This window comes from Streptomyces globosus (genome assembly GCF_003325375.1).
GTDB classification, from domain to species: domain Bacteria; phylum Actinomycetota; class Actinomycetes; order Streptomycetales; family Streptomycetaceae; genus Streptomyces; species Streptomyces globosus_A.
In genome coordinates this window covers 6452164-6476868 of record NZ_CP030862.1, presented here as the reverse complement: position 1 = coordinate 6476868, position 24705 = coordinate 6452164, and the positions used below count along the sequence as shown (strand labels likewise).

Annotated in this window: 26 protein-coding genes and 2 pseudogenes; 13 read left to right on the top strand and 15 right to left on the bottom strand. The window is 72.4% G+C overall.

Annotated features, from left to right (window positions below; genetic code table 11):
• The first annotated feature begins 54 nt into the window (after nt 1-54).
• On the top strand, nt 55-438 hold the full coding sequence (locus C0216_RS35155) for a cold-shock protein (protein ID WP_030012939.1): 384 nt from the start codon (nt 55-57) through the stop codon (nt 436-438).
• 280 nt (nt 439-718) lie between these two features.
• Here the strand turns inward: C0216_RS35155 and C0216_RS28670 are convergent, their stop codons facing one another.
• The 4 genes from C0216_RS28670 to C0216_RS28655 form a co-directional block, all read right to left on the bottom strand.
• Nucleotides 719-1600 (bottom strand): 1,4-dihydroxy-6-naphthoate synthase, encoded by an 882-nt coding sequence (locus C0216_RS28670; RefSeq protein ID WP_114058041.1) that lies wholly within the window; start codon nt 1598-1600, stop codon nt 719-721.
• Nucleotides 1566-2312: a futalosine hydrolase gene (locus C0216_RS28665; RefSeq protein ID WP_114058040.1), complete on the bottom strand. Its 747-nt coding sequence runs from the start codon at nt 2310-2312 to the stop codon at nt 1566-1568. Before C0216_RS28665 ends, C0216_RS28670 begins: the two co-directional genes overlap by 35 nt.
• Nucleotides 2313-2326: 14 nt before the next feature.
• Entirely contained in the window at nt 2327-2812 is a 486-nt protein-coding gene (locus C0216_RS28660; protein ID WP_114058039.1) for a DUF2771 domain-containing protein, read from the bottom strand.
• Nucleotides 2813-3015: 203 nt separating this feature from the next.
• Nucleotides 3016-4389 carry an MFS transporter gene (locus C0216_RS28655; protein WP_114058038.1) on the bottom strand — a complete coding sequence of 458 codons (1374 nt, stop codon included), beginning with the start codon at nt 4387-4389 and terminating at the stop codon, nt 3016-3018.
• A 383-nt stretch (nt 4390-4772) separates the two neighbouring features.
• Here C0216_RS28655 and C0216_RS28650 point away from each other — a divergent pair, with 383 nt between their 5' ends.
• Entirely contained in the window at nt 4773-5681 is a 909-nt protein-coding gene (locus C0216_RS28650) for a DUF3027 domain-containing protein (RefSeq protein ID WP_114058037.1), read from the top strand.
• 211 nt (nt 5682-5892) lie between these two features.
• A complete protein-coding gene (thpR, locus tag C0216_RS28645) occupies nt 5893-6444 on the top strand; it encodes an RNA 2',3'-cyclic phosphodiesterase (protein WP_114058036.1) in 552 nt (183 codons plus the stop codon).
• A gap of 206 nt (nt 6445-6650) precedes the next feature.
• Here the strand turns inward: thpR and C0216_RS28640 are convergent, their stop codons facing one another.
• The 4 genes and pseudogenes from C0216_RS28640 to C0216_RS28620 form a co-directional block, all read right to left on the bottom strand.
• On the bottom strand, nt 6651-6872 hold the full coding sequence (locus C0216_RS28640; RefSeq protein ID WP_114058035.1) for a hypothetical protein: 222 nt from the start codon (nt 6870-6872) through the stop codon (nt 6651-6653).
• A 295-nt stretch (nt 6873-7167) separates the two neighbouring features.
• A pseudogene (locus tag C0216_RS28630) lies at nt 7168-7515 on the bottom strand (Scr1 family TA system antitoxin-like transcriptional regulator); the annotation flags it as partial.
• Between the two features lie 22 nt (nt 7516-7537).
• Nucleotides 7538-8035: a DUF6879 family protein gene (locus C0216_RS28625; protein ID WP_114058033.1), complete on the bottom strand. Its 498-nt coding sequence runs from the start codon at nt 8033-8035 to the stop codon at nt 7538-7540.
• Nucleotides 8019-8228: a hypothetical protein gene (locus C0216_RS28620; RefSeq protein WP_114058997.1), complete on the bottom strand. Its 210-nt coding sequence runs from the start codon at nt 8226-8228 to the stop codon at nt 8019-8021. The genes C0216_RS28625 and C0216_RS28620 overlap by 17 nt, the downstream gene beginning before the upstream one ends.
• 167 nt (nt 8229-8395) lie before the next feature.
• Here C0216_RS28620 and C0216_RS28615 point away from each other — a divergent pair, with 167 nt between their 5' ends.
• On the top strand, nt 8396-9385 hold the full coding sequence (locus C0216_RS28615) for an aldo/keto reductase (protein WP_114058032.1): 990 nt from the start codon (nt 8396-8398) through the stop codon (nt 9383-9385).
• A 68-nt stretch (nt 9386-9453) separates the two neighbouring features.
• Here C0216_RS28615 and C0216_RS28610 read toward each other — a convergent pair whose 3' ends face one another.
• On the bottom strand, nt 9454-10155 hold the full coding sequence (locus tag C0216_RS28610) for a GDSL-type esterase/lipase family protein (RefSeq protein WP_114058031.1): 702 nt from the start codon (nt 10153-10155) through the stop codon (nt 9454-9456).
• Nucleotides 10156-10233: 78 nt separating this feature from the next.
• Here C0216_RS28610 and C0216_RS28605 point away from each other — a divergent pair, with 78 nt between their 5' ends.
• Nucleotides 10234-11328: a WD40 repeat domain-containing protein gene (locus C0216_RS28605; RefSeq protein WP_246042727.1), complete on the top strand. Its 1095-nt coding sequence runs from the start codon at nt 10234-10236 to the stop codon at nt 11326-11328.
• A gap of 37 nt (nt 11329-11365) precedes the next feature.
• Here the strand turns inward: C0216_RS28605 and C0216_RS28600 are convergent, their stop codons facing one another.
• Together C0216_RS28600 and C0216_RS28595 are read right to left on the bottom strand one after the other, a co-directional pair.
• Nucleotides 11366-12715: an MFS transporter gene (locus C0216_RS28600; RefSeq protein ID WP_114058030.1), complete on the bottom strand. Its 1350-nt coding sequence runs from the start codon at nt 12713-12715 to the stop codon at nt 11366-11368.
• A gap of 25 nt (nt 12716-12740) precedes the next feature.
• A complete protein-coding gene (locus tag C0216_RS28595; protein WP_114058029.1) occupies nt 12741-13178 on the bottom strand; it encodes a MarR family winged helix-turn-helix transcriptional regulator in 438 nt (145 codons plus the stop codon).
• Nucleotides 13179-13319: 141 nt separating this feature from the next.
• On the opposite strand from C0216_RS28595, the gene C0216_RS28590 reads away from it, so the two are divergent.
• Nucleotides 13320-13502, top strand: coding sequence for a ribbon-helix-helix protein, CopG family (locus C0216_RS28590; protein ID WP_114058995.1), 183 nt, complete (start codon nt 13320-13322; stop codon nt 13500-13502).
• A 12-nt stretch (nt 13503-13514) separates the two neighbouring features.
• Here the strand turns inward: C0216_RS28590 and C0216_RS28585 are convergent, their stop codons facing one another.
• The gene (locus tag C0216_RS28585; RefSeq protein WP_114058028.1) at nt 13515-14975 is read right to left on the bottom strand and encodes an NCS2 family permease; all 1461 of its coding nucleotides are present in this window, start codon (nt 14973-14975) and stop codon (nt 13515-13517) included.
• Nucleotides 14976-15114: 139 nt separating this feature from the next.
• Between C0216_RS28585 and C0216_RS28580 the strand changes: the two genes are divergently transcribed.
• Both C0216_RS28580 and C0216_RS28575 read left to right on the top strand, forming a co-directional pair.
• A complete protein-coding gene (locus C0216_RS28580; protein WP_114058027.1) occupies nt 15115-15387 on the top strand; it encodes a DUF2530 domain-containing protein in 273 nt (90 codons plus the stop codon).
• A gap of 143 nt (nt 15388-15530) precedes the next feature.
• Nucleotides 15531-18086: an HAD-IC family P-type ATPase gene (locus C0216_RS28575; protein WP_174250480.1), complete on the top strand. Its 2556-nt coding sequence runs from the start codon at nt 15531-15533 to the stop codon at nt 18084-18086.
• Between the two features lie 174 nt (nt 18087-18260).
• Here C0216_RS28575 and C0216_RS28570 read toward each other — a convergent pair whose 3' ends face one another.
• Complete coding sequence (locus C0216_RS28570; protein WP_114058026.1) at nt 18261-18479, bottom strand: hypothetical protein; 219 nt, start codon at nt 18477-18479, stop codon at nt 18261-18263.
• 119 nt (nt 18480-18598) lie between these two features.
• Complete coding sequence (locus tag C0216_RS28565; RefSeq protein ID WP_114058025.1) at nt 18599-19822, bottom strand: helix-turn-helix domain-containing protein; 1224 nt, start codon at nt 19820-19822, stop codon at nt 18599-18601.
• Between the two features lie 270 nt (nt 19823-20092).
• Between C0216_RS28565 and C0216_RS28560 the strand changes: the two genes are divergently transcribed.
• The gene (locus C0216_RS28560; protein WP_114058024.1) at nt 20093-20407 is read left to right on the top strand and encodes a 4a-hydroxytetrahydrobiopterin dehydratase; all 315 of its coding nucleotides are present in this window, start codon (nt 20093-20095) and stop codon (nt 20405-20407) included.
• Nucleotides 20408-20466: 59 nt separating this feature from the next.
• Here C0216_RS28560 and C0216_RS28555 read toward each other — a convergent pair whose 3' ends face one another.
• Nucleotides 20467-20898 carry a winged helix-turn-helix transcriptional regulator gene (locus C0216_RS28555; RefSeq protein ID WP_114058023.1) on the bottom strand — a complete coding sequence of 144 codons (432 nt, stop codon included), beginning with the start codon at nt 20896-20898 and terminating at the stop codon, nt 20467-20469.
• 88 nt (nt 20899-20986) lie between these two features.
• On the opposite strand from C0216_RS28555, the gene C0216_RS28550 reads away from it, so the two are divergent.
• The 4 genes and pseudogenes from C0216_RS28550 (at nt 20987) to C0216_RS33630 (ending at nt 24425) form a co-directional block, all read left to right on the top strand.
• On the top strand, nt 20987-21802 hold the full coding sequence (locus C0216_RS28550; protein WP_114058022.1) for an NAD(P)H-binding protein: 816 nt from the start codon (nt 20987-20989) through the stop codon (nt 21800-21802).
• Between the two features lie 26 nt (nt 21803-21828).
• Nucleotides 21829-21969: pseudogene (locus C0216_RS34785) on the top strand (IS481 family transposase); the annotation flags it as partial.
• A 97-nt stretch (nt 21970-22066) separates the two neighbouring features.
• On the top strand, nt 22067-22627 hold the full coding sequence (locus tag C0216_RS28540) for a DUF4291 domain-containing protein (protein ID WP_428985502.1): 561 nt from the start codon (nt 22067-22069) through the stop codon (nt 22625-22627).
• An 847-nt stretch (nt 22628-23474) separates the two neighbouring features.
• On the top strand, nt 23475-24425 hold the full coding sequence (locus tag C0216_RS33630; protein WP_162793307.1) for a hypothetical protein: 951 nt from the start codon (nt 23475-23477) through the stop codon (nt 24423-24425).
• Nucleotides 24426-24705: the final 280 nt, after the last annotated feature.

Genomic DNA, 24705 nt, shown 5'->3' with positions numbered 1-24705 from the left:
GGAGCCGCCGCGGCGGCCCACCGGACCCGACGAGCACAAGGACAGAGGACGGACGTGCCCACCGGCAAGGTCAAGTGGTTCAACAGTGAGAAGGGCTTCGGCTTTCTCTCCCGAGACGACGGCGGCGACGTCTTCGTGCACTCCTCGGTACTCCCGGCCGGGGTCGACGCCCTCAAGCCGGGCCAGCGGGTCGAGTTCGGCGTCGTCGCGGGCCAGCGCGGCGACCAGGCGCTGTCCGTGACGGTGCTGGACCCGGCGCCGTCGGTGGCGGCCGCCCAGCGGCGCAAGCCGGACGAGCTGGCGTCGATCGTGCAGGACCTCACGACGCTGCTGGAGAACATCACGCCGATGCTGGAGCGCGGCCGCTACCCCGACAAGGTCCACGGCACGAAGATCGCGGGCCTGCTCCGCGCGGTCGCCGACCAGCTGGACGTCTGAGCCGCCGCCGGCAGCCCCGCGCCGGCCGCCGCCCGCCCGCCCCGGTGCCCCGCCGCTCCTCGCGAGCGGCGGGGCACCGGCGTCGGTACGGGCGGGCACGGGGCCGGCCACAGCACTAGGGCCTGTATCGAGTTGCCCCGGGGCGTCGCGACGCCCGGCACGCACCCTCGGCGCACGAGCCGAATGTCCTCGTAGCGGAGCTACGAGGACATTCGTCCCGCGCGCCGAGGGCACGCACCGAACGCCGCTCCTTGCTCCACGGGGCAACTCAATACAGGCCCTACGGGAAGGCCAGCGCGTCCGGCGCCACCGCCGGGACCAGCCCCTCCGCCGCCGCCCGCGTCAGCAGTCCGCGGACCGCCGCGTACCCGTCCTCGCCGAGGTCGGCGGTGAACTCGTTCACGTACAGCCCGATGTGCTGGTCGGCGACGGCCGGGTCCAGCTCCTGCGCGTGCGCGCGCACGTACGGCCGGGAGGCCTCCGGGTCGTCCCACGCCATCCGCACCGAGGTCCGCGCGGACTCCGCCAGCGCGCGCAGGGTCTCGGGCCCCAGCGAGCGCCTGGCGATGATCGCGCCGAGCGGGATCGGCAGGCCGGTGGTGGTCTCCCAGTGCTCGCCCATGTCGGCGAGGCAGTGCAGCCCGTAGTCCCGGTACGTGAACCGGGCCTCGTGGATGACGAGCCCCGCGTCGACCCGGCCGTCGCGCACCGCCGGCATGATCTCGTGGAACGGCAGCACGACCACCTCGCCGACCCCGCCGGGCAGCACGTCCGCCGCCCACAGCCGGAACAGCAGGTAGGCCGTGGAGCGCTCGCTCGGCACCGCGACCGTCCGCCCCGCGAGGTCCAGGCCCGGCTCGCGGGCCAGCACCAGCGGCCCGCAGCCCCGGCCGAGCGCGCCGCCGCACGGCAGCAGCGCGTACTCGCCGAGCACCCACGGCAGGACGGCGTACGACACCTTCAGCACGTCCAGCTCGCCGCGCTCGGCCATGCCGTTGGTGAGGTCGATGTCGGCGAAGGTGACGTCGAGGGCGGGCGCGCCCGGCACCCGGCCGTGCGCCCACGCGTCGAAGACGAACGTGTCGTTCGGGCACGGCGAGTAGGCGATCCTCAGCGCGGCGCCCGGGTCACGGTCGGCTGCGGTGCTCACGGCGGTGCTCATGCTGCTCTCCCCAGTGGACGAGTACGGGCCCCAGCGCGCGGAATCCCGCGGTGAGGGCGGCGAGCGCGTCCCCGATCCGCCAGGCGTCGCGGTCCCGCGGGCCGACGGCGTTCGAGATGCCGCGGACTTCCAGGACCGGCAGCCCGTGCGCCGCGGCCGCCTCGGCGACCCCGAAGCCCTCCATGGCCTCGGCGCCGGCCGACGGGTGCCGGGCGGCGAGGGCGGCGGCCCGCTCGGCGGTGCCGGTGACGGTGGAGACGGTCAGGACGGGTGCGAGCAGCGCCCCCGCGGCCTCCCCGGCGTGCGCGGCGAGCTCGGCGGGCGGCAGGTGCACGCTCCGCCCGAAGCCGAGCTCCTGGACGGGGACGAAGCCGTCCGCGGTGTCGGCCCCGAGGTCGGCGGCGACGATCGCGTCGGCGACGACGAGGCTGCCGGGCGGGGCGGCAGGCTGGAAGCCCCCGCCGATCCCGGCGGAGACGACGAGCCCGTAGTCGCCGAGCGCGAGGGCCGTCGCCGTCGCGGCCGCCGCGGCGGCCGGGCCGACGCCCCCGGCGAGCACGTCGGCGGCGAGCCCCGGCAGGTCGCGGCGCAGGACGGCGTAGCCGCCCGGCAGGGTGCGCGGCTCCGGCACCGCCGGATCCGGATGAGGGGTGAGCCCGGCGGCGACGGAGTCCGCCTCCGCCGCCACCGCGGTCACGATGAGCGCGCGCACCGTCGCCTGCGCGGTTACTTCAGCTTGACGTTGAAGGCCCAGACGGCGAGCGGCTTGCCCTCCGCGCTGACCTGGACGATGTTCAGCTTCTTGGAGGACGGGGCCTCGCCCTGGCCGCCGGTGGCGAAGATGTCGGCGCCGGGGAAGCTGCGGTAGGTGTTCGACGACGGCTCGGTGATCGGCTGGCCGTCCAGGACCGCCTGCCACCGGTTGCCGTCCTCGACGACCTCGGGCTCGACGCCCAGCCGCAGCGTGTCGCCGCGGCCGTAGTCGATGGTCTTGGCGTCACGGATGTCGGTGAGGCACTCCTGGACCTTCTCCATGGAGAGTTCCTTGGAGTCCGTGCAGGCGGCCTCGGAGGACACCGACGACGTGCCGACCGTCACGGTCGCGAGCGGCGTCGGCTTGTCGCAGGCCGAAAGGAGGAGGAGGCCGGCGGACACGGCTCCGAGAGCCGCGACGCTGCGGCGGCCCTTACCCGAGATAAGCGGTGCGGTCATGAGCCGAAGGCTATCGGGCCGGTCGCCCCCGCCGCCGCACGGGGTCCCGCCGACCTGCGGCGTGCCGCCGCGCCGCGTCCCCCGCCCGCCGCAGCCGCCGCCCCCTGCCGGCCGCCCGCCGCCCCGACCGGTCCGGCGCCGACCGTCCGCCCGCCTGAGGCCCGCCCGCCGCCCGGCCGCCGCACACGGCCGCCCGGACGGCGTCACGCGGCGCGCGTCCGGGCGGCGCCCGGACGGTCGGGGCGGGGCGCCGACAGCAGGCCCCGTACGGCCGACGCGGTGCCCGCGGCGACGATCGCCGCGGCCACCGACATGCCCAGCACCCCGTTCAGCGGCAGCGCGATCCCGATCGCGCCGCCCAGCACCCACGCCACCTGCAGCAGCGTCTCCGACCGGGCGAACGCGGAGGTCCGCACCGACTCCGGGACGTCCCGCTGGATGGTGGCGTCCAGCGACAGCTTCGCCAGCGCCTGGCAGAACCCGGCCGTCGCCCCCAGCACGGCCACGAACAGCCCGCTGAAGAACACCGCGGCCAGCACCGCCACCCCCAGCGCCAGCGACAGCACCGCCGCGATGATCGCCTCCGGGGCCCGCGCCCGCAGCCACGCCCCGACCGCCGTCCCCGACGCGTTGCCGAGGCCCGCCGCCACGCCGACGATGCCCAGCGACACCGCCGCGCTCTGCCCGGACAGCGGGTGCTCCCGCAGCAGGAACGCCAGGAAGAAGATCAGGAAACCCGACAGGGCGCGCATCGCCGCGTTCGCCAGCAGCCCGCACAGCACCGAGCTGCTGACCGTGCGCAGGCCCGGCCGCCGCGAGCGCGGCTCGTGCGTCGACAGCACCACCCGCCGCTCGCCCTTGGCCTCGTCCACCTTGTGCGGCAGGCGGAACGCCGCGACCGTGCCCCCCACGAAGATCACGCACGCCCCGTACAGCGGCCACGGCGGCCCGATCGTGTGCAGTCCCGCCGCGACCGGCGCGGCTGCGCCCGTGGCCAGCAGGCCCGCGAGCGTCACCCGCGAGTTCGCCTTCACCAGGGAGAACCCGGCCGGAAGCAGCCGCGGCACCACCGCGCTGCGCACCACCCCGTACGCCTTCGACGCGACGAGCACGCCCAGCGCCGCCGGGTACAGCTCGATACCCCCCGTGGCGACCGCCCCGGACATCGTCAGCGCCAGCAGCGCCCGCGCCAGCATCGCCCCGGCCATCGCGGCGCGCCGCCCGTGCGGCAGCCGGTCCAGCAGCGGGCCGATCACCGGGGCGAGCACGGTGAACGGCGCCATCGTGATGGCGAGGTACAGGGCGACCCGGCCGCGTGCCTCGTCCGTGGGAACGGAGAAGAACACCGTGGACGCCAGCGCCACCGTGATCATCACGTCGCCGGCGCCGTTCACGGCGTGCAGCTCGATCAGCTTGCCAAGGCCCGACTCGCCGGCCCCGTGCGCGTGCGTCGCGCGCCGGATCCCGCGCGCCGCACCGGTGACCGGCAGGTGCAGGGCACGCCCGACGGCCCGGCCGGCCCGCCTGGCCGGTCCCGGGCCGCCGCGCGACGACCGTACGGGTGCCACACCCGACATACTGCCCCACCGGCCCGGCGCCGACCCGCCGCCCCCGGGCTCCCGGGCGCGCCCCGGCACCCCCGCGGGGGCCGTCCGCGGCCGCGGGCCGGCCGCGTCCGTGCCGCCGCCTTGTCCGCGAATCGGACCTTGCATGTGGGCGAGGGGCTCCGGAGGAGGTAGCGTGCGTAGCGCGCCACCGGCGGTTGCTCTTGGCGGCGCGCCTCTTCGCGATCCCGCAGAATGGATGGCAGGTAGGTGCGCCCGGGACCGATCGGGTGCGGACGTCGACGCGGCCCTCTGGTCCGCTCCGCCCGCGCCTCGCACGGACAGGACCGACGGGTCGTTGTGGACGACGGGACGGACGGCGCACTCGTGAGACGGCGTAGGAGAGAACGAGACCTGTGAGTGCTGCGACGACGCGAAGCCGGACCCCCGACCGCCTGTGCGCCGAGGCGGTGGACCTCGCCCGCGGGGCGGCCGAGGAGCTTGCCGCGCCAGGCGTCGTGGGCGAGCACGTAGGGATGGTCGCGGAGGGCGACCGCGTCGTCACGCACTTCTTCGAGTGCAAGGACGCCGGCTACCGCGGATGGCGGTGGGCCGTCACCGTGGCGCGCGCCTCCCGTGCGAAGTACGTCACCCTCGACGAAACGGTGCTCCTTCCCGGCTCCGACGCCCTCCTGGCCCCCGAATGGGTGCCGTGGAGCGAGCGCCTGCGGCCCGGCGACCTCGGCCCCGGCGACCTGCTGCCCACCGACGCCGACGACCTGCGCCTGGAGCCCGGCTTCACCGGCGAGGACGCGCCGCCGCCGAACTCGGCGGTCTCCGCGGAGATGGCCGAGCTCGTCGAGGCGGAGGACGCCGACGTCACCGACCGCACCGCCGTCCCGGTCCGCGGCTCCATCGCCGCGGTCGCCGAGGAGCTCGGCATGCGGCGCGCCCGCGTCCTGTCCCGGTACGGGCTGCACTCCGCCGCCGACCGCTGGGACGAGGCCTACGGCGCGAAGACCCCGATGGCGCAGGCCGCCCCCGCGTCCTGCGTCTCCTGCGGCTTCCTCGTCGCCATCGGCGGCTCCCTCGGCCAGGCCTTCGGCGTCTGCGCCAACGAGTTCGGGCCCGCCGACGGCCACCTGGTCTCCCTCTCGTACGGCTGCGGCGGGCACTCCGAGGCCGCCGTCATGCCGAAGCCGCTGCGGCCCGCGCCGCCGGTCCTCGACTCGATGGCGTCGGACGAGTTCCCGCTGCGGCCCGCCCCCGACACCGGCTCGGTGCCGTCGACGGACCTCCCGGCCGCGGACCTCGGACACTCGTAGCACCTCGAACGGCGCCGCCCCGCCGCCCCCTTGGCGGCCCGCACGCCAACGCGCCCGCTGCGCCGCGCGGTTCGCCCGCACGCGCCCCGACACGCCGTACGGGCGCCCGGCGTTGGGCCGCGGATCCCGGCGGCCCGTACGGCGCGCCCGTACGCGAACCCGCGTGCTGCGGCGGGAGGCGTCGCGCGCACCCGCGGGCTACGCTCGCGCCATGAGGCTGTTCGCCGCGGTGCTGCCGCCCCCGGAAGCCGTCGCCGAGCTGCGCCGGGCCCTGGAGCCCGTCCGCGACGACCGGCTGCGCTGGACCGGTGAGGACGGCTGGCACTTCACGCTCGCCTTCATGGGCGAGGTCGGCGACGCGCTCCTGCCCGACCTGCACGCCCGCCTGGAGCGGGCCGCGCACCGCACCGAGCCCTTCACCCTCCGCCTGCACGGCTTCGGCCGCTTCGGGGACCGCGCCCTGTGGGCGGGCGCCGCCGGCGGCATCGACGCGATGAGGATGCTCGCCGAGCGGGCGGACGCGGCGGCCCGCCGGGCGGGCGTCCCCATGGACCGCCACCGCCGCTACACCGCCCACCTCACCGTCGCCCGCAGCGCCGGCGGCACCGGCCTGCGCCCGTACGCGGAGGCCCTCGCCGGCTTCGAGGGCACGCCGTGGCAGGTCGGCGAGCTCAGCCTGGTCCGCAGCAGCCTCCCGGTGAGCGGCGTCCCCGGCGAGCGGCCCCGCTACGAGGTGGCCGGCGCCTGGCCCCTCGGCGGCTGACACCCGGCCGCGGGGGCCGCAGCCCGGCCCTCGGTACGGGGACCGGCGGCGGCCGCGTTACGCTCGACGGGTGGATCCCAAGACCCGAAACCGCGTGATGGCCGGTGTGCTCGTGCTGATGTTCTTCGTCGTGGCAGTGGCGGCCGCCGTCGGACAGTAGAGCCCGCCGCCGGCGGCTCCTGCGCCTGCCGTTCCTGAACACTGCCTCACCCGGCCCGCACCACCATGGCGAACGACGTACAGATCCGCCGGAAGCCGCGGTGGTTGCTCAGGCCGGTGTGGCTCATGCACTCGACGTCGACCGCCGCACTGTCCGTCGACGGCTCCGCCTTCCACCTGCAGTGCAGGCACTCCGCCTCGTAGGTCACGTCCGTGTCCGGATGCCGCGTGATCCGGTGCGTCAAGAACCGCAGGACCGCGCGCGCCATTACTCGGCCCCATGGTCTTCCCGCAGGTGCGTGCGGAGCACGACGTTCGCGTCCGTCGCCTTGGAGTGGTCGCCGACCGACCGGGCGTTGGCTCGGGTCACGGCGATGCCGAGGCACTCAAGGCAACCCGATACGGGGTCCGGAGGTGGAGACGGAAGGGACAGGTGTACGGGTCCCGACATGGTGGTCTGCTCGCTGCTCATCTCGTACGCCTCCCGTGTGTTCTCCGACGGCACGGCATCCTTGCCCGTTGACCGGGGGCTATGCGAGGTTCAGTCGCGTACCGGACTAAAGATCAGGACCGGAAGGCTCTCGACCACTCGGCCAGCCGTTCCCGCGCGTCTTCGCCGAAGAGGGCGTGCTCGTCGTAGTCGGCGAACTCATCGAGGTACATCCGCACGTCCCTCGGGTCGCGGAACACCATCACCCCGGCCGTCGTCTCCACCGTGGCCAGCCGCTCGTCGTACACGGTGAACGTGTTCAGTGGACACCCCGGCAGGCGGGTCTCGATCGGGAGCACGCCGAGGCGCACGTTCGGCAGGTGGGTCAGTGAAGCCAGCCGGTTGAGCTGTACTGCCATGGCATCCGGGGAGACGAACGGTGAGCGGGCCGCCTGCTCGGTGACGACGAACGTGAGGACTGGCCGAGCTGCTCGGGCTCGAACGTCACGCGGTCACGTACTCCAGGAACGGGACCGATTCCGCGATGGCGATGCGCTGGTATGCGAGGAACGGGGCGGGGTCGCCCTCGTACAGCTCCCGCTCGATCTGCGTACCGTCGGCCTCGTACTTCATGAGGACAACCGTCGAGCGGTCGAACATCCAGAAGTCCTGGACGCCGGGGAGCGGGTTCGGCCGGTCGGTGATGTCGAGGATGCGGATGTCCTCCCCGGCCGGGGCCTGGTGCTGGTAGTACCGCTCGAACTCGAACCGCAGGTAGTCCGTGAGGGGCCGGGTGACGATGTGGACGCGGCCCACGTTGCGGGTGCGGACCATGGCCGTCCACGCGTTCTCGTAGGGCCCGGGGAAGCGGGCCCCCGCCTTGAAGGCGGCGAACTCGTCCGCTTCCTGCGGTACGAGGTACTGCGGCAGGGTCTCAAGCCGCCAGGCTTCGGTCTGGAACGTCTTGAACCTGTCCGCCCAGGCTTCACCATCCAAGAGCACGGACGGCCTCCCTCAGGACTTCCTCGGGGATCTCCACGAGTCCTTCCCCGGCGGGCGGGGTGAAGGCGGTGGAGACGTCGCCCTGGACAACGAACGAGCCGGAGGCGGTGCGGTAGACGTTGGGGCAGTCTCCCTGCCCGCAGTTACCGCCGTTTGTGTTGCCGGTGAGCCGTGTGAGTTCTGCGCGCGCCATGCTGAACCCCCTCGTGCGAGCCCTCTGCGGGCCGATCGCCACGACCGTACGAGCGGCGCCGGTGCTCCGTCCATGCGGAAACGCGACTATGCGCGTTGTGGCATAAACGAGCGGCTGAGTGATCGGCTCTTGCCTGGAGTGGGCTCGAAGCAGTTGGCTTGTGCCTCATGAAGTACACGCAGCTCGGACGCACCGGACTCAAGGTCAGCCGACTCGTCCTCGGCACGATGAACTTCGGCCCGCAGACAGACGAACCGACCAGCCACGGCATCCTGGATGCCGCGCTCGACGCAGGTCTGAACTTCGTGGACACCGCCAACGTGTACGGGTGGGGTGAGAACAAGGGCCGCACCGAGGAGATCATCGGCAGCTGGTTCGCCCAGGGTGGCGGTCGGCGCGAGAAGACGGTCCTCGCCACCAAGGTCTACGGCTCCATGTCCCGCGAGGGCGAGAGCTGGCCCAACGAGGACCGGCTGTCGGCGCTGAACATCCGCCGGGCCGTCGAGGCCAGCCTCAAGCGGCTCCAGACCGACCACATCGACCTGTACCAGTTCCACCACATCGACCGCCGGACCCCCTTCGAGGAGATCTGGCAGGCCGTCGACGTGCTGATCCAGCAGGGCAAGATCCTCTACGCCGGTTCCTCGAACTTCCCCGGCTACAAGATCGCCCAGGCCAACGAGACGGCCGCCCGGCGCGGGATGGTCGGCCTGGTCAGTGAGCAGTGCCTCTACAACCTCGCCGAGCGCCGCGCGGAGATGGAGGTCATCCCGGCGGCCCAGGACTACGGCCTCGGGGTCATCCCCTGGTCCCCGCTGCACGGCGGCCTGCTGGGCGGGGTGGTCAAGAAGGAGGCCGAGGGCGGCCGGCGGTCGTCGGGGCGGTCGGCGGACGCGCTGGCCAACAGCTCGGTGAGGGCGCAGGTGCAGGCATATGAGGACCTGCTCGACAAGCACGGCCTGGAGCCGGGCGAGACGGCCCTCGCGTGGCTGCTCACGCGCCCGGGCGTGACGGGTCCGATCGTCGGCCCGCGCACCCCCGGGCAGCTGACGAGCGCGCTGCGCGCCTTGGAGGTGGAGCTCAGCGAGGAGGTCCTCGCCGGACTCGACGAGATCTTCCCGGGGCCGGGCCCGTCCCCGGAGGCCTTCGCCTGGTGACCGGGTAGGGCCTCGTGTGCACGGCCGTCGCCCGTTCCGGCAGGGCGGCGGCCCCGCCGGGCGACGCGTTACGGGCGGGCGTGGTCCGGGGCGGGGGCGTAGGGGGCGCCGATGCCCCAGGCCTGGTGGAGGACCGAGGCGAACTCGCCGGCCAGGCGGTGCTCGCCCGAGGCGTTGGGGTGGGTGCCGTCGTAGGTGTCGCGGTGGATGTCGTACCCGGCGGGGCGCGCCCCCAGCAGGATCGGCGAGGAGGGTGTCGACAGGTCGGCGACGGCCTTGGCGAGGAGCTCGTTGAAGCGGTCGACCTCGGCGGCGAACGGCGCGTCCGACTCGGCCCGCACGTTCGGGATGACCGGCAGCAGCACCATGCGGATGCGGGGCCGGGCGGCGCGTGCGGCGGCGACGAAGCGGCGGGCGTTGGCCGCGGTCTCGTCGGCGGCGGTGTAGAAGCCGAGGTCGATCAGGCCGAGGGAGACGAGCAGGACGTCGGCGCGGCCGGCGGCGACGGCGCCGCCTATGAGGGGCGCCATGTGCTGCCAGCCCTCGCCCCAGCCGGCGAGGTGGCGGCGGGCCCGCTCGGGGAAGCCGGGGTCGGCGTAGTCGTGGCTGGTGGGGGCGTCGTCGCGGGGGTCGTAGAGGCCCGTGCGGGGGCCGACGACGGCGTACGGGCCGCCGAAGGAGGCGTTCAGGTGCTGCCACATCCGGTAGCGCCAGGTGTAGTCGCCGGCGCGTCCGATGGTCATGGAGTCGCCGACGAACATGAAACGCATCCGGTCATCATCGCGGATCACACGCCGCGCGCCCCTGTGATGCCGGACACGCGGGGCGCCCCTGGCAGGCTTGGGCACATGCGCCTGCTGCCGTCCCCGCCCCCGCCCCCGCCCGTGTCCGCGCCCCCGCCCGCCCGGCGGGCCCGGCGGGCCGCCGTCGCGGCCGCCTGCGCCGCCGCCTTCCTGGTGCCGGTGCCGGCCGGTCCGGCCGCGGCGGCGGGAGGGGCTGCCGCGGCGAGCCCGGCCCCGTCCGCTGCCGCCACCGGCTTCACCATCGCGGACCCGCGGATAAAGGAGTCGAGCGGGCTGGCCGCGAGCCGCGCCCACCCGGGCGTGTACTGGACGCACAACGACAGCGACGACGGCCCGTACGTGTACGCGGTCGACTCGGCGACGGGCAGGACGGTGGCCCGGCTGACCCTGGCCGGCATCGGCCGGCCGCGCGACGTCGAGGCGATCTCGCTCGGCCCCGACGGGCAGCTGTACGTCGGCGACATCGGCGACAACAGGGACGGCACCTGGGACCACGTCTGGATCTACCGCTTCCCCGAGCCCGCGAAGCTCGGCGACGCCACGGTGAAGGCCGAGCAGTTCACGGTGCGCTACGCGGACGGGCCGCGCAACGCGGAGGCGCTCATGGTGCACCCGGTGACGGGCCGCGTGTACATCGCGAGCAAGAGCGAGGACAAGGGCGGCCTGTACGAGGGCCCCGAGAGGCTGTCCGCGTCGGGGGCCAACGTCTTCCGGCGGGTGGCGGACCTGCCCTGGGTGACGGACGGCGCGTTCTCCCCGGACGGTGCGAGCCTCACCCTGCGCGGCTACTTCTTCGCGAAGACGTGGGCGTGGAAGGACGGCCGGCCGCAGGGGGAGGGCGTGTCCGTGGGCGCGCCGTGGCAGGGCCAGGCGGAGTCCGTGACGTACACCGCGGACGGGTCGGCGCTGATGTTCGGCGCGGAGGGCGCGAACAGCCGGGTGGTGGCCGTCCCGGTGCAGCCCGCGGCGGCCGGGGTGCCGGCCGGGCCGGGGGCGACGGCCGCGCCGGGCGCGCCGCCGGCCGCCGCCCCGGAGGGCGGTGGCGGCGGCGTGGGCCGCGGTGCGGCGGTGCTGGCGGTCGGCGCGCTGCTCGTCGTGGCGGGCCGGCGGCTGTTCCGTCGGCGCCCCCGCTCCTCGTAGGCCCCTCCTCGTAGGCCGCGCCCCGGCGGCCGCCGGCTCAGGCCGCCTTGACGAGGTGGCCGCGGGGCCCGGCGGGGACGAAGACGACGCCGCGGCGGCCGACGCTCAGCCGCAGGTTGCCGACCCGGGAGAGGACGACGCCGATCGCGGCGGCCGCGGCCAGTGACACGAGGCCGCCCGCGGCCATGCCGGTGCGGGCCCCGTACGTGTCGGTGACCCAGCCGACGAGCGGGGCGCCGATCGGGGTGCCGCCGGTGAACACCATCATGAACAGGGCCATGACGCGGCCGCGCATCTCGGGGTCGCAGGCCGTCTGGACGCCCGCGTTCGCGGTGACGTTCACGGTCAGCCCGAACATGCCGAGCGGGACGAGCAGCGCCGCGAACAGCCAGAACGACGGCGCGAAGGCGGCCGCGACCTCCAGGACGGCGAACAGCACCGCCGCGGCGACCAGTACCCGCAGCCGCGAGGTGCCGCGCCTGGCGGCGAGGAGCGCGCCGGCGAGGGAGCCGGCCGCGAGCAGCGTGTTCAGCAGGCCGTACGTGCCGGCGTCCTTGTGGAAGACGTCGGAGACGAATGCCGTCAGCCAGATCGGGAAGTTGAACCCGAACGTGCCGACGAAGCCGACGAGCACGATCGGCCAGAGCAGCTCGGGCCGCCCGGCGACGTACCGGACGCCCTCCCGGAGCTGGCCCTTGGCGCGCGGCTGCGGTGCGGTGCGGTGCAGCTCGGCCGGGCGCATCAGCAGCAGGGCGGCGACGGGCGCGGCGAAGGACAGTCCGTTCAGCAGGAAGGCCCAGCCGGATCCGACGGCGGTGATCAGGAGACCGGCGACCGCCGGGCCGACCAGCCGCGCGGACTGGAAGTTCGCCGAGTTCAGGCTGATCGCGTTGGCGATCTGGTCGGGGCCGACCATCTCGGAGACGAAGGTCTGCCGGGCGGGGTTGTCCACGACGGTGATCAGGCCGATCAGCAGTGCGGCGACGTAGACGTGCCAGACCTGGACGTGCCCGGCGAGGGTGAGCGCGGCGAGCGCGACACCGGTCAGGCCCATCAGGCTCTGCGTGGCGAGGATCAGCGGCCGCTTGGGCAGCCGGTCGGCGAGGACGCCGCCGTAGAGGCCGAACACCAGCATGGGCAGGAACTGCAGCGCGATGGTGATGCCGACCGCGGAGGCCGAGCCGGTCAGGGACAGCACCAGCCAGTCCTGGGCGATGCGCTGCATCCAGGTGCCGGTGTTGGACACGACCTGTCCCGTGGCGAAGAGCCGGTAGTTCCGGATCTTCAGCGAGCGGAACATCGAGGACTTCGTGTTCCGGCCCGCGGCGCGAGGGGTAGTGGTGGGTGTATGGCCGGGTGCGGAGGATGCTCCGTTTCCCGTACTCAAAGGCGTTCGCCTCCCGGTGTGGTTCCTACAGGTGGGCGAGCTTCTCCAGGACGGGCGCGGCTGCGCGCAGTCGGGCCCATTCGTCCTCGGTGAGCTCCGCCGCGAGCCCGGCCAGGAAGGCGTTGCGCTTGCGGCGGCTCTGTTCGAGCATCGCCTCGGCCTCCTCCGTCTGGCTGACCACCTTCTGGCGGCGGTCGTCGGGGTGCGGTTCGAGCTTGACCAGGCCCTTCGCCTCCAGGAGCGCGACGATGCGCGTCATGGACGGCGGTTGTACGTGTTCGCGCCGGGCCAGCTCGCCGGGCGTGGCCCGGCCGCACCGGGCGAGGGTGCCGAGGACCGACATCTCGGTCGGGCTCAGCGATTCGTCGACGCGCTGGTGCTTCAGGCGGCGGCCCAGCCGCATGACGGCGGAGCGCAGGTCGTTCACGGCGGCGGCGTCGTCGCCATGGGTCAGGTCAAGCATGTCCTTAGCGTAACTCATTACTCTCGCTAAAGACCAATCGGTTTCCCGCCCCGGCCGACGACCGGCCCGGTGTCACTCATAAGGGTGAGCGTGAGCCGAAAAGCCCCCCGCGTGCGCGTCCTGTGCGGTGACCCTTTCGCCATGGGGACACAGGTGTTCAGCATGCGCATGGACGGGGAGCTGCTCGACCGCCTCCGCAGACATGCCGCCAAACGCGGAATGAGCGTCCAGGACTATGTCGTCCGGACGCTCATCCGCGATGACTTCGACGAGCGCTTCAAGGCGGCCGTCGACGAGACCGAGAAGTTCTACGGCCGCACCTGAGGCGGCCGGGGGCTACGAGGTCAGGCCGAGGGCCGGCATCGCGTAGTAGAAGACGAACACCGCCGAGACGGCGTACATGGCCGCCGGCACCTCGCGGCCCCGGCCGGTCGCCAGCCGCAGCACGCTGAAGCTGATGAAGCCGATGCCGATGCCGTTGGTGATCGAGTAGGTGAACGGCATCATCACCATGGCCAGGAAGGCCGGGACGGCGATGGTGAAGTCGCTCCAGTCGATGTCCTTGACCGAGCCCGCGAGGATCAGGAAGCCGACGGCGACGAGGGCCGGCGTGGCCGCCTGCGACGGGACCATGGTGGCGAGCGGGGTGAGGAACAGGGCGGCGGCGAAGAGACCGCCGGTCACCACGTTGGCCAGGCCGGTGCGCGCGCCCTCTCCGACGCCCGCGGTGGACTCCACGAAGCAGGTGGTCGCGGAGGAGGACGTCGCGCCGCCGGAGGCGACGGCGAGGCCGTCGACCAGCAGGACCTTGTTGATGCCGGGGAAGGTGCCGTCCTTCTCGATGAGCTTGGCCTCGTCGCCGACGCCGAGGATCGTGCCCATCGCGTCGAAGAAGCAGGACAGCAGCACGGTGAAGACGAAGAGGCAGCCGGTCAGCAGGCCCACCTTGGAGAAGCCGCCGAAGAGGCTGACCTCGCCGAGGAGCCCGAAGTCGGGGGCGGCCACCGGGCTGCCCGGCCACTCGGGGACGGTCAGGCCCCAGCCGGAGTCCGGAAGCTGCACGACGGCCTGGACGGCGACCGCGACGGCGGTCATGGCCACGATGGAGATCAGGATCGCGCCGGGCGTCTTGCGGATCAGCAGGGCGAGGGTCAGCAGCACGCCGGCGACGAAGACCAGCACCGGCCAGCCGAGCAGGTGGCCGCCCGTGCCCAGCTGGAGGGGGACGGTGGTGTGCGCGGCGTCGGGGATGCGGGTGACGAAGCCGGAGTCGACGAGGCCGATCAGCATGATGAACAGGCCGATGCCGATCGCGATGCCCTTGCGCAGGCCGAGCGGGACCGCGTTCATGACCCGCTCGCGCAGGCCCGTCGCGACGAGCAGCATGACGACGAAGCCGGCGAGGACGACCATGCCCATCGCGTCGGGCCAGCTCATCCGGGGGGCGAGCTGGAGGGCGACGACCGTGTTGACACCGAGGCCGGCGGCGAGCGCGATCGGGACGTTGCCGATGACGCCCATGAGGAGGGTGGTGAGGGCCGCCGTCAGGACGGTGGCGGTCACGAGCTGGCCGCCGTCGAGCTGGTTGCCGTACATGTCCTTCGCGCTGCCGAGGATGATCGGGTTCAGCACGATGATGTAGGCCATCGCGAAGAAGGTGGCGAAGCCGCCGCGGACCTCGCGGGCCACGGTCGAGCCGCGCTCGGAGATCTTGAAGAAGCGGTCCACCCCGGACGCCTCGGGGGCCGGGGGCCGGGCGGGGGAGGCGGGGGCCGGAGCAGGGGCCGACGTGGTCATACGGTCCTCATTGCGTGGGCATTGGGGGTTCATACGAGAGAAATGGGCCATGCCCAAACCGTTTCAGTATGAACACATGAACGAAAGGGCGTCCATCTCCGCGCGTAGACCCCGAATTCCGCGGCCTAGACTGGTGGCCATGGCGAAATGGACAGCGAAACACGAGGCCCCCGAGCCCCTCGAAGGCCCGGTCGTCGCGACCGTCACCGGCGGCACGGTCCTCTGGTTCGCCCTCTTCGTCCTCCAGCTGCCCTTCTACGGCTGGTTCGCCGACCGCGGCCTGCTGTGGTGGGTGTGGTGCTGCGCCGCGGGCGGCGTCCTCGGCCTCATCGGCATCCGGTACGTGCGCGGCCGCGACGCCGCCCTCAAGCGGCACGCCGCCGAGCGGGCGGCGCAGCAGGACGGCGCCTGAGCCGCCCCTGAGCCGCCCCTGGGGCACCGCGCGGGCCGCAGCCCCGTACTCCTTCGACCCGAGGACGATTTCCCTCATCCCGAAGTCGGATCTTCCTACCGCTCGGCGGGTGAAGCCGCAGTTCCGGCTCTAACGTCGAAAGCATGACGCAGCGGGCGAAGATCGAATCGGGCGGTCCCGAACCGGGCGGCGGCACCGGAACGGGGAGCGGGGCCGCAACCGGGACCGGAAGGGGCAGCGGAGCCGCAACCGGGGCCGGGGCCGGGACCGGCACCGGGGCCGGGACCGACAGCGGCGGCATCGACGCCGGGGCCGAACTCGACCCCGTCCACCCCGTCAGCCCGCCCGCCCCCCGCTTCCGGCCCGCCGGGCTGACCACCGCGGAGGTCGCCGAGCGCGTCGCCCGCGGCGCCGTCAACGACGTGCCCGTCCGCTCGTCCCGCTCCGCCGCCGACATCGTCCGCGCGAACGTCTTCACCCGCTTCAACGCCATCATCGGCGTCCTCTGGGTCGTCATGCTGATCGTCGCCCCGGTCCAGGACAGCCTCTTCGGGTACGTGATCCTCGCCAACACCGGCATCGGCATCGTCCAGGAGCTCCGCGCCAAGAAGACCCTCGACAGCCTCGCCGTCATCGGCGAGGCCAAACCCAGCGTCCGCCGCGACGGCCGCACCGCCGAGGTGTCCACCTCCGAGATCGTCCTCGACGACGTCATCGAACTCGGACCCGGAGACAAGGTCGTCGTCGACGGCGTCGTCGGCGAGGCCGACGGCCTGGAGATCGACGAGTCCCTCCTCACCGGCGAGGCCGACCCCGTCCTCAAACGGCCCGGCGACCCCGTCATGTCCGGGTCCTTCGTCGTCGCAGGCGGCGGCGCCTTCACCGCCACCAAGGTCGGCCGCGAGGCCTACGCCGCCCAGCTCGCCGAGGAGGCCACCCGCTTCACCCTCGTCCACTCCGAGCTGCGCTCCGGCATCTCCACCATCCTCAAGTACGTCACGTGGATGATGATCCCCACCTCGGTCGGGCTCATCGTCAGCCAGCTCGTCGTCAAGGACACCAACCTCAAGGACTCCATCGCCCGCACCGTCGGCGGCATCGTCCCGATGATCCCCGAGGGCCTGGTCCTGCTCACCTCCGTCGCCTTCGCGATCGGCGTCATCCGGCTGGGCCGCAAGCAGTGCCTGGTGCAGGAGCTGCCCGCCATCGAGGGCCTCGCCCGCGTCGACGTCGTATGCCTCGACAAGACCGGCACCCTCACCGAGGGCGGCATGGACGTCACCGAGCTCCGCCCCCTCGGCGGCGCCGACCCCGGCTACGTCAGGAAGGTCCTCGGCGCGCTCGGCGAATCCGACCCGCGGCCCAACGCCAGCCTCCAGGCGATCATCGACGCCTACCCCGACAGCGCGGACTGGCGCTGCACCGAGTCCCTGCCCTTCTCCTCCGCCCGCAAGTACAGCGGCGCCTGCTTCAGCGAGGGCGACGGCGAGAGCTCCACCTGGCTCCTCGGCGCCCCCGACGTCCTCCTCCCGCCCGGCGACCCCGCCCTCGACGAGATCAACACCCTCAACGAACAGGGCCTGCGCGTCCTGCTGCTCGCCCGCGCCGCCCGCGAACTCGACGACGACCGCGTCGCCACCGGAGTCCGCCCCACCGCCCTCGTCGTCCTGGAGCAGCGGCTGCGCCCCGACGCCGCGGACACCCTGCGCTACTTCGAGGAGCAGGACGTCCGCGCCAAGGTCATCTCCGGGGACAACGCGGTCTCCGTCGGCGCGGTCGCCGGCAAGCTGGGCCTGCCCGGCGCCGAGAACACCGTCGACGCCCGCCGCATGCCGGCCGAGCGGGACGGCATGGCCCGCGTCCTCGACCAGAACGCCGTCTTCGGACGGGTCACCCCGCAGCAGAAGCGGGACATGGTCGGCGCCCTCCAGTCCCGCGGCCACACCGTCGCCATGACCGGCGACGGCGTCAACGACGTGCTCGCCCTCAAGGACGCCGACATCGGCGTCAGCATGGGCTCCGGCTCCGAGGCGACCCGGGCCGTGGCCCAGATCGTCCTGCTGAACAACAGCTTCTCGACCCTCCCGTCGGTGGTCGCCGAGGGCCGCCGCGTCATCGGCAACATCACCCGCGTCGCGACCCTCTTCCTGACGAAGACCGTCTACTCGGTACTGCTGGCGATCCTGGTCGTCTGCTCGCAGGTCGAGTACCCGTTCCTGCCGCGCCACCTCACCCTCCTGTCGACACTGACGATCGGCGTCCCGGCGTTCTTCCTCGCCCTCGCCCCCAACAAGGAGCGGGCGCGCCCGCACTTCGTGAAACGGGTGATGCGGTACGCGATCCCCGGCGGGATCGTCGCCGCGACAGCCACCTTCACCGCCTACCTGGTCGCCCGCCACCACTACACCGGCCCGGAGGCGCTCCAGGCCGAGACGAGCGCCGCGACGCTCACGCTGTTCCTCACCTCGATGTGGGTCCTGGCGATCATCGCCCGCCCGTACACGTGGTGGCGGGTCGCCCTGGTCGGGACGATGGGCGGGGCGTTCCTGCTGGTGCTGGTGGTGCCGTGGCTCCAGGAGTTCTTCCAGCTGAAGCTGGTCGGCACGACGATGCCGTGGGCGGCGGTGGGCATCGCCGCGGCCGCGGCGGCCCTGATCGAGGTCACCTTCCGCTGGGTCGACCACCGCTTCCCGGCGTAGGACGGGGCTACGCCCCGCGGCGGGGCCGCGGCCTCAGCGGCCGCAGCGGACCCCGCTCACACCCGGCATGCACCCAGCAGTCCGGCAGCGCCCCCGACGCCGAATGCCGCACGATCCGGATCCCCTCCCCCCGGACCGGCTGCCGGCAGACGACGCAGATCCGCCCCGCCGGCGTCACCGCCCCTCCGCCGGGGGCGGGCAGGCGTACACGTCGGCGTCGAGCAGCATGCCCCCGTCCCGCCCCAGGACCGGCCCCCGGTAGACGGCGCCCACCCCGAGCGCCTTCCCACAGGCGACACACGCCCGCCCGAGCGCCTGCTCGGCGGACAGGTCCCAGAAGTCGTCGGGCAACGGTGCTTTGTGGCAGGCGGCGGTGGACTCGCGGGTCTCCACGGTGGTGCGCTCCCTATGGTCGTCAAGGGTGGTGGGACGACGGTAGGTACCGGTCGGACCCACGGAGGGTAGTGCCGCTACCCACTCGCCGGGAGGTAGGGCCACTACCCCTTGGATGATCAAGCGGTGAGGCCCAGGGCCAGTGTCAGCTCCCGTGCGTCCTCGCGGACCGTCGGTGGCCCTGCCTTCGCGAACTCCGGCAGCACCATCCGCGCATGCGTGCTGAACCGGACGGTCTCCGGGGACGTCCGGTAGGCCTTGCCGAGCAGGGCCACCGCGGCGACGCCCTCCTGCTGCATGCCGTAGGCCCGTGCAGCCTCGACGAGGTGCCGGGCACGTCGGGTCGCGGACGGCACCGCACCCAGGTCCAGCGCGGCAGCGGCCTCGACGGCCTTCCCCGGCTGGACGAGGCCCAGGTGGATGTCCAGGGCGTAGGCGTCCACGATGCCGTGCCCGAAGATCAGCCACGGGTGGACGTACGCTTCGCCGAGCTGCCGGGCGGCGTCCTTCGCGCGGTCCCAGTACCGCCACGCCAGCTCGGCCCGGCCCGTTTTGGCGTACGAGAGTGCGGCCGCCAGCTGGAGCAGGCCCCACCGGGCCAGGCCCTCCGGGTCGTCGCGGCGTTGCAGTGCGGCCGCCTGCTCGGCCAGCTCGACCCGCGCCTCGGCGGCGGTGTCGGCGTCGCGGTAGATGTGGTTCACGTACCAGGCCGCGCCCGCGATGGCACGGGGGCTGTCCGCGTCCTGCGCCGCGCTCATCGAGCGGTCCCCCGCCATCGTGATCAGCTCCGGCTCGGGCTGGAACGCGAGGTACAGCTGTGCGAGGTGGTAGACCTGCGCCTGTAGGGCGAGGACCCGCCGGCGCTCGGCCCCCTCCAAGGCGCGCACCGAGCGCTGCGCGTCGGCGAGGAGGTCCGGCAGGAGAGCGGCGACGCGGCTCCGGTGGTCGCCGTCTCCGTGCCACAGCTTCCAGGCCCGCCGCACCCGGGCGGCCAGCACCTCGGCGGCCTCCGGCTCGTCCTCGCCCGCCGTGAGCTGGTACGTGGTCAACGCCCGCTTGACGGCGGGGAGCGAGGCGTGCACCGCCTTCGTATACGTGGCCGCGGTGATCCGCTCGTCGCCGGTCAGGTCGGCGATGTCGCACTCGTAGACCGTTGCCATGCGGATCAGCATGGGGAGTCGGGGCATCCCGATGGCGCCCGTCTCGATGGCCTTCACCCACTCCGCCGAGCGGCCGACAAGGCCGCCGGCCACGGCCCGGGTCAGCCCGGCGCGGTCACGTGCCGCTCTGGCACGCCGGCCGAACGTCTGGATTTCGGGGACGGTGTCGTGCTGCTCGGGCATGCTGGACACTCCTTCTGACCTCGACACCCGACGGTACCGCTGAACGGCGTTACGGGAACCGGCAATCACTCCCTATCGTGCCGAACTCCGCAACGGAAAAGCACCGTTCAGCGGCGGCCGACCCGAACGGGATGCAGCCCTGCCGACAAAGTGCCTGGCTGGTTTCAGACCCCGCGCAGCCGTCGGTCGCGAGTGCGGGGGCGGTGGCAGGGTGCCCCGTGGGCCGGGAACTTGCCGGGATCCCGGCGCCCGTGACCGAGGGGAACTGACATGGCCGGGTTCAAGGTGCTGTCGGACGCGGAGATCGAGCAGGAAATCGCCGCCCTGCCCGGATGGGAGCGGCAGGGGGAGACGATCGTCCGCACGTACCCGATCCGCTACCACGCGGCGGTGGCCGCCATCGTCACCATCGCGGACCGCTCCCGGCGGATCCAACACCACGCGGACCTCGACCTCCGCATGGACCACCTGCGCGCCTCCATCACGACGCACGACGCGGGCCACCGGCTCACGCCCGCCGACTTCGACCTCGCCCGGCGGATCGACGAGATCGTGTCCGCACACCAGGCCATCCCCCTGGACTGACCTGTACACCCATGCCCCCCAGGGGGGCGCGGGTCAGGGAGTTGATGACGTTTCGCTGGTCATCGGATCTCGTTCCCAGGGTGGTCGCTGTCGTAGGACTCGCGTGCCCGTGCGATGCCTGCGCGGTGTTCGAGTGACCAGTCGGCGAGCGCCTTGACGAGGTGGGTGAGGCTCGCGCCGGTCTCCGTGAGCCGGTAGTCGACCTGGGCCGGCACGGTCGGGTAGACGGTCCGAAGGACCAGTCCGTCCCGCTCCAGCCTGCGCACCGTCAGGGTCAGCATGCGCTGGGAGATTCCATCGATGGCGCGCTGGAGCTGCCGAAAGCGTCGCGGGCCGTGGGCGAGTTCGACGATGACGAGGACCGACCACTTGTCACCCACCCGGTCGAGGACGTCCCTGATCCCGCAGTCGGGGTGGTCCGGCTGTCCGCACGGCTCAAGTTCGGCGGCTCCAGCGGTTCCAGGGGTTACACCGGTGTGCGTCAGTGACACGAAACTGCCTCCTTGTGAGCCGACCGCAGTCGGTTGAAGATCCTCACCGTAGTTACCGAAGAGAACCACGGTAGGAGACGGAACCACCATGATCATGGTCACCGGTGCGAACGGACAGCTCGCGTCCCTCACGCTCCAGGAGTTGGGCGAGCGCAGGGTGCCCGCCTTGGGCGGCAGTCGATCGCCCGCCGAAGGGCAGCGGCGCCTCGACTTCGACGACCCTGCAACTCTCGACCTCACGGGCGTTTCGACGCTGGTCCTCGTCTCGGCGGGGTATGCCGAGGACGACCAGGTCATCGCTCGTCACCAGGCCGTTCTTGACGCCGCGGTGCGCGACGGCGTGACCCACGTGGTCTACACCAGCCTCACCGGCGGCGGTGACCACCTCGGCTTCGCGCTCGCCCACCGGGCCACCGAGCACCTGATCAAGGCCAGCGGCCTCGACTGGACGATCCTGCGGAACGGGCTCTACGCCGAACTCTTCGCGACGCTGCTGATCTGGACCCCTGACGGCCTGGAATCAGCGTTCGGCGACGGCGCGCTCTCCGCGGTCGCGCGGGCAGACCTGGCCGCAGCCGCAGCCGTCGTGGCCGGCTATCCGACCGCGCACGCAGGCAAGATCTACGACCTGGTCGGCGAACCGATCACCGCGCCCGACATCGCCGAAAGCCTCGGAGTCACCCACCGTTCGATCGGGCTCGGCGAATACCGGGACCGGCTCCTCGCCGATGACACCCTGTTGCCGTTCCAACCGCCGATGGTCGCCTCGATCGCATCCAGTGTCCGCCACGGATTCCTCAGCAACACCACCCCGGACCTCGTCCAACTGCTGGGCCGACCGCTCACCGACCCGCTCACTGTCACCACCGACACCGCGGCCGCGATGCGCCCCGACGCCCGCTGACACCGATGGTTCACCGCAACTCACCTGGTATCACGCGCATCGAGCGGATCGTCCCCGACAACGGCTCCTGCCACCGCGCCGACGCTTTCGCCCGGTCCCTCCTCGGCCCACGGCACCAACGGATCACGCCGTACACGCCCCGCCACAACCGCCGGCCGCACGACTACGTGACCGCGTCACCCACGTCGTGGCCTCGTACACCGAGGCAAGGGGAAATCCTCTCGCCTTGTCCGCGCAGCGGATGGCAGGGTGCGGAGTGTGGGGATGCAGTACCGGATACGGGCCGACTTCGACGCGCAGACCATCGTGGTCTACCAGGCGTACCCGCCCGCCATCGCCGATGCGGCGCTGCGGGCGGGGCGGTTCACCGCGCCGTTCTCGTTCCGGCGGATGACGTGGGTGAAGCCGTCGTTCCTGTGGCTGATGCACCGCAGCAACTGGGCCCGCAAGCCCGGACAGGAGCGGGTGCTCGCAGTCCGCATGACGCGGGCGGGCTGGGAGGAGGCGTTGGCGCGGGCCGTGTTGACGACCGCCGACCCGGCGGCGGTGGCCGGGGCGGCCGTACACGTCCAGTGGGACCCGGAGCGCTCGCCGCGCGGGGCGGCGCTGAACCACTACAGCATCCAGGTCGGCATCGGCCGCCACCTGATCCGGACCTTCGCCGACGACTGGGTCGTCGGCCTGACCGACCTCACGCCCCGCGTCCGCAAGGCCGCGGCACTGGTCCAGGGCGGGCACGCCGCCAAGGCGCAGCGGCTGCTCCCAGCGGAGCGGCCGTACCCGCTGCCCCCGGCACTCGAAGCGGCCGTGTGCCGGAGCGGGTGACAACCTGTCTGGTCGGGGCGGCGACATGCCGCCTCGCGGCATGCTGACGCTCGTCGTCGGTCTTGTCCGGCTGCGGGAGCGTCCGTCTTGGAGTTGCGGTGTGAGGCGTCCGTTTGAGGGCGACGAGCCGCCTGCGTGGTCGCCGAAGGCCGCGGCCTGCCGGAGAACGACGAGTCATCGCTTCCCCCGCGCCGTCCGGCGTCTCGACGCCGGACGGGCGTGAGGAGTTCACTGGGAGACGGGACCTCACCCACTGACAGCAGACTCACCGGCGTCGGCGACCGGCCGGCCGACTGCCATGGCGTCCAGCCCGCGGCGATCGCGGGCTCCACGGCGGGGGCTGATACCACCAGCGTGGCGCGCACATGGCTGGGCTGCTTCGAGAAGCCCCCCGGTTCGTGGGGGCACGTACACCGATAGCGGCGTCAGGCGGTTTCTTCCGCACGGGTCGGGGCGGCGCAAGGCGGCCTCACCGGGAGAGGCAAGACGGGGCCGGCCGGAATCCGGTCCCTGGCCCGGGTGGTTTCCTGCCAGCCTGGGCGGAACCTGCGTGCATCACGTCATTAACCTTGGCTTAAACGGTTCCAAAAACGACTTGAAATGCCGGCTGTGGAATATTGGTCGGGTCGCGGACCGAGATCAGGCCAAATGTCCACCAAATTGTGCCGGACCTGGTGGACCCTTTTGCGCCATGGCGATCCGCGGCTGCGCCTTCTCGTCTTGTCCGGAGGGTGCTTGGGTGGGCAAACCTCAGTAGCTGCTCAATTCCGTTGACCATCCCGTCAAGATCGATAGTGTTCATTCTGTTCCACCGGACACGGCACTATGAAGAACATGGGGATGTTGCATGAAAATCAAGAACTCGGTTCGTGCTGCGCTACTCACCACGGCGCTGATATCCGGAACCGTGGCTCCGGCCTTTGCGGCAGGCGGCGGCCCCGCCGTCAGTACGACTGAAGAGGCTGTGGCCATAATCCAGAAGGCCACCGGGACTACCGATGTTGCCCCCGGCAGCCCCACGGGCACGGTCATGGCGACGGATCGTGGATTCGTCACGGTGACCACTCCCTCCAGCGCTGAAGGGCGGGTGGCCGTGGCGGCCTCTGACGGCTCGGCAGTGACGATGGGCTTACCGGCAGCGGTCGATGCCGCAGGTACAACCTCGGCAGCAGGGACTACCGTCTATCCCAACGCGGCCGCGCATACCGACCTTGCCGCGCAGGCCACCGTCGATGGTGGAGTCCGGGCCCTGGTCACTCTCAAGAACGCCGATGCCCAGACCACTCAGCGCTTCGACCTCGGGCTGCCTGAAGGCGCCACCCTGGTGGCCGACGGAGCCGGCGGCTACGACATCGTCACCTCCGCAGGAGGCGCGGGAGCCGTGGCCCGCGGCCACATCGATGCTCCCTGGGCAAAGGACGCGAACGGCAAGGCCGTTCCCACGAGCTACAGCCTCGACGGCCACACCCTCGTCCAAACCATCGAGACCGGCCCCGACACGGCCTACCCTGTGGTGGCCGACCCCCATTACACCTGGGGCATCATCAGCGGCACCGTGTACTTCAACAAGAACGAGACCAAGGTTCTTGCCCTCGGAGGAACTGTGGTGTCCTGGCTGCCGCACCCGGCCACGGTCGTCGGGGGTCGATCCCTCGCGGGTGTCGCGGGGTACGCAGTCGCGACCGACCAGTGCGTCAAGTTCAAGGTCAACCCCGCGCTGGCGCCCCTCACGCCGGCGGCAGCCCTGGCCGGAAGCGGCATCTACAGCGGCAGCGCCGGTGACGGATACTGCAGGTGACCAGACCGGCAACCAAGCGATCCTGAACTCGGAGTACGGCCGACCGCGGCGGCCGTGGACACATGTCTGCTCCCGAATCTGAAAGGTTGCGGAATGAATACTCTAACCGCTCTGGCGTCGGCAGCTTTCGGCTCCACCGTATACCTCGCGACTCTCTCGACGGTGAAATGGCTGAATCAGCTACCCCGGCGATTCAAGGTTTCGGGTCTGGTTGTCACCGGCATGGTCCTGTGCGCAATCATCGGGACCGTCGCGGCCGCAAGCCACAGCGTCGTACTCG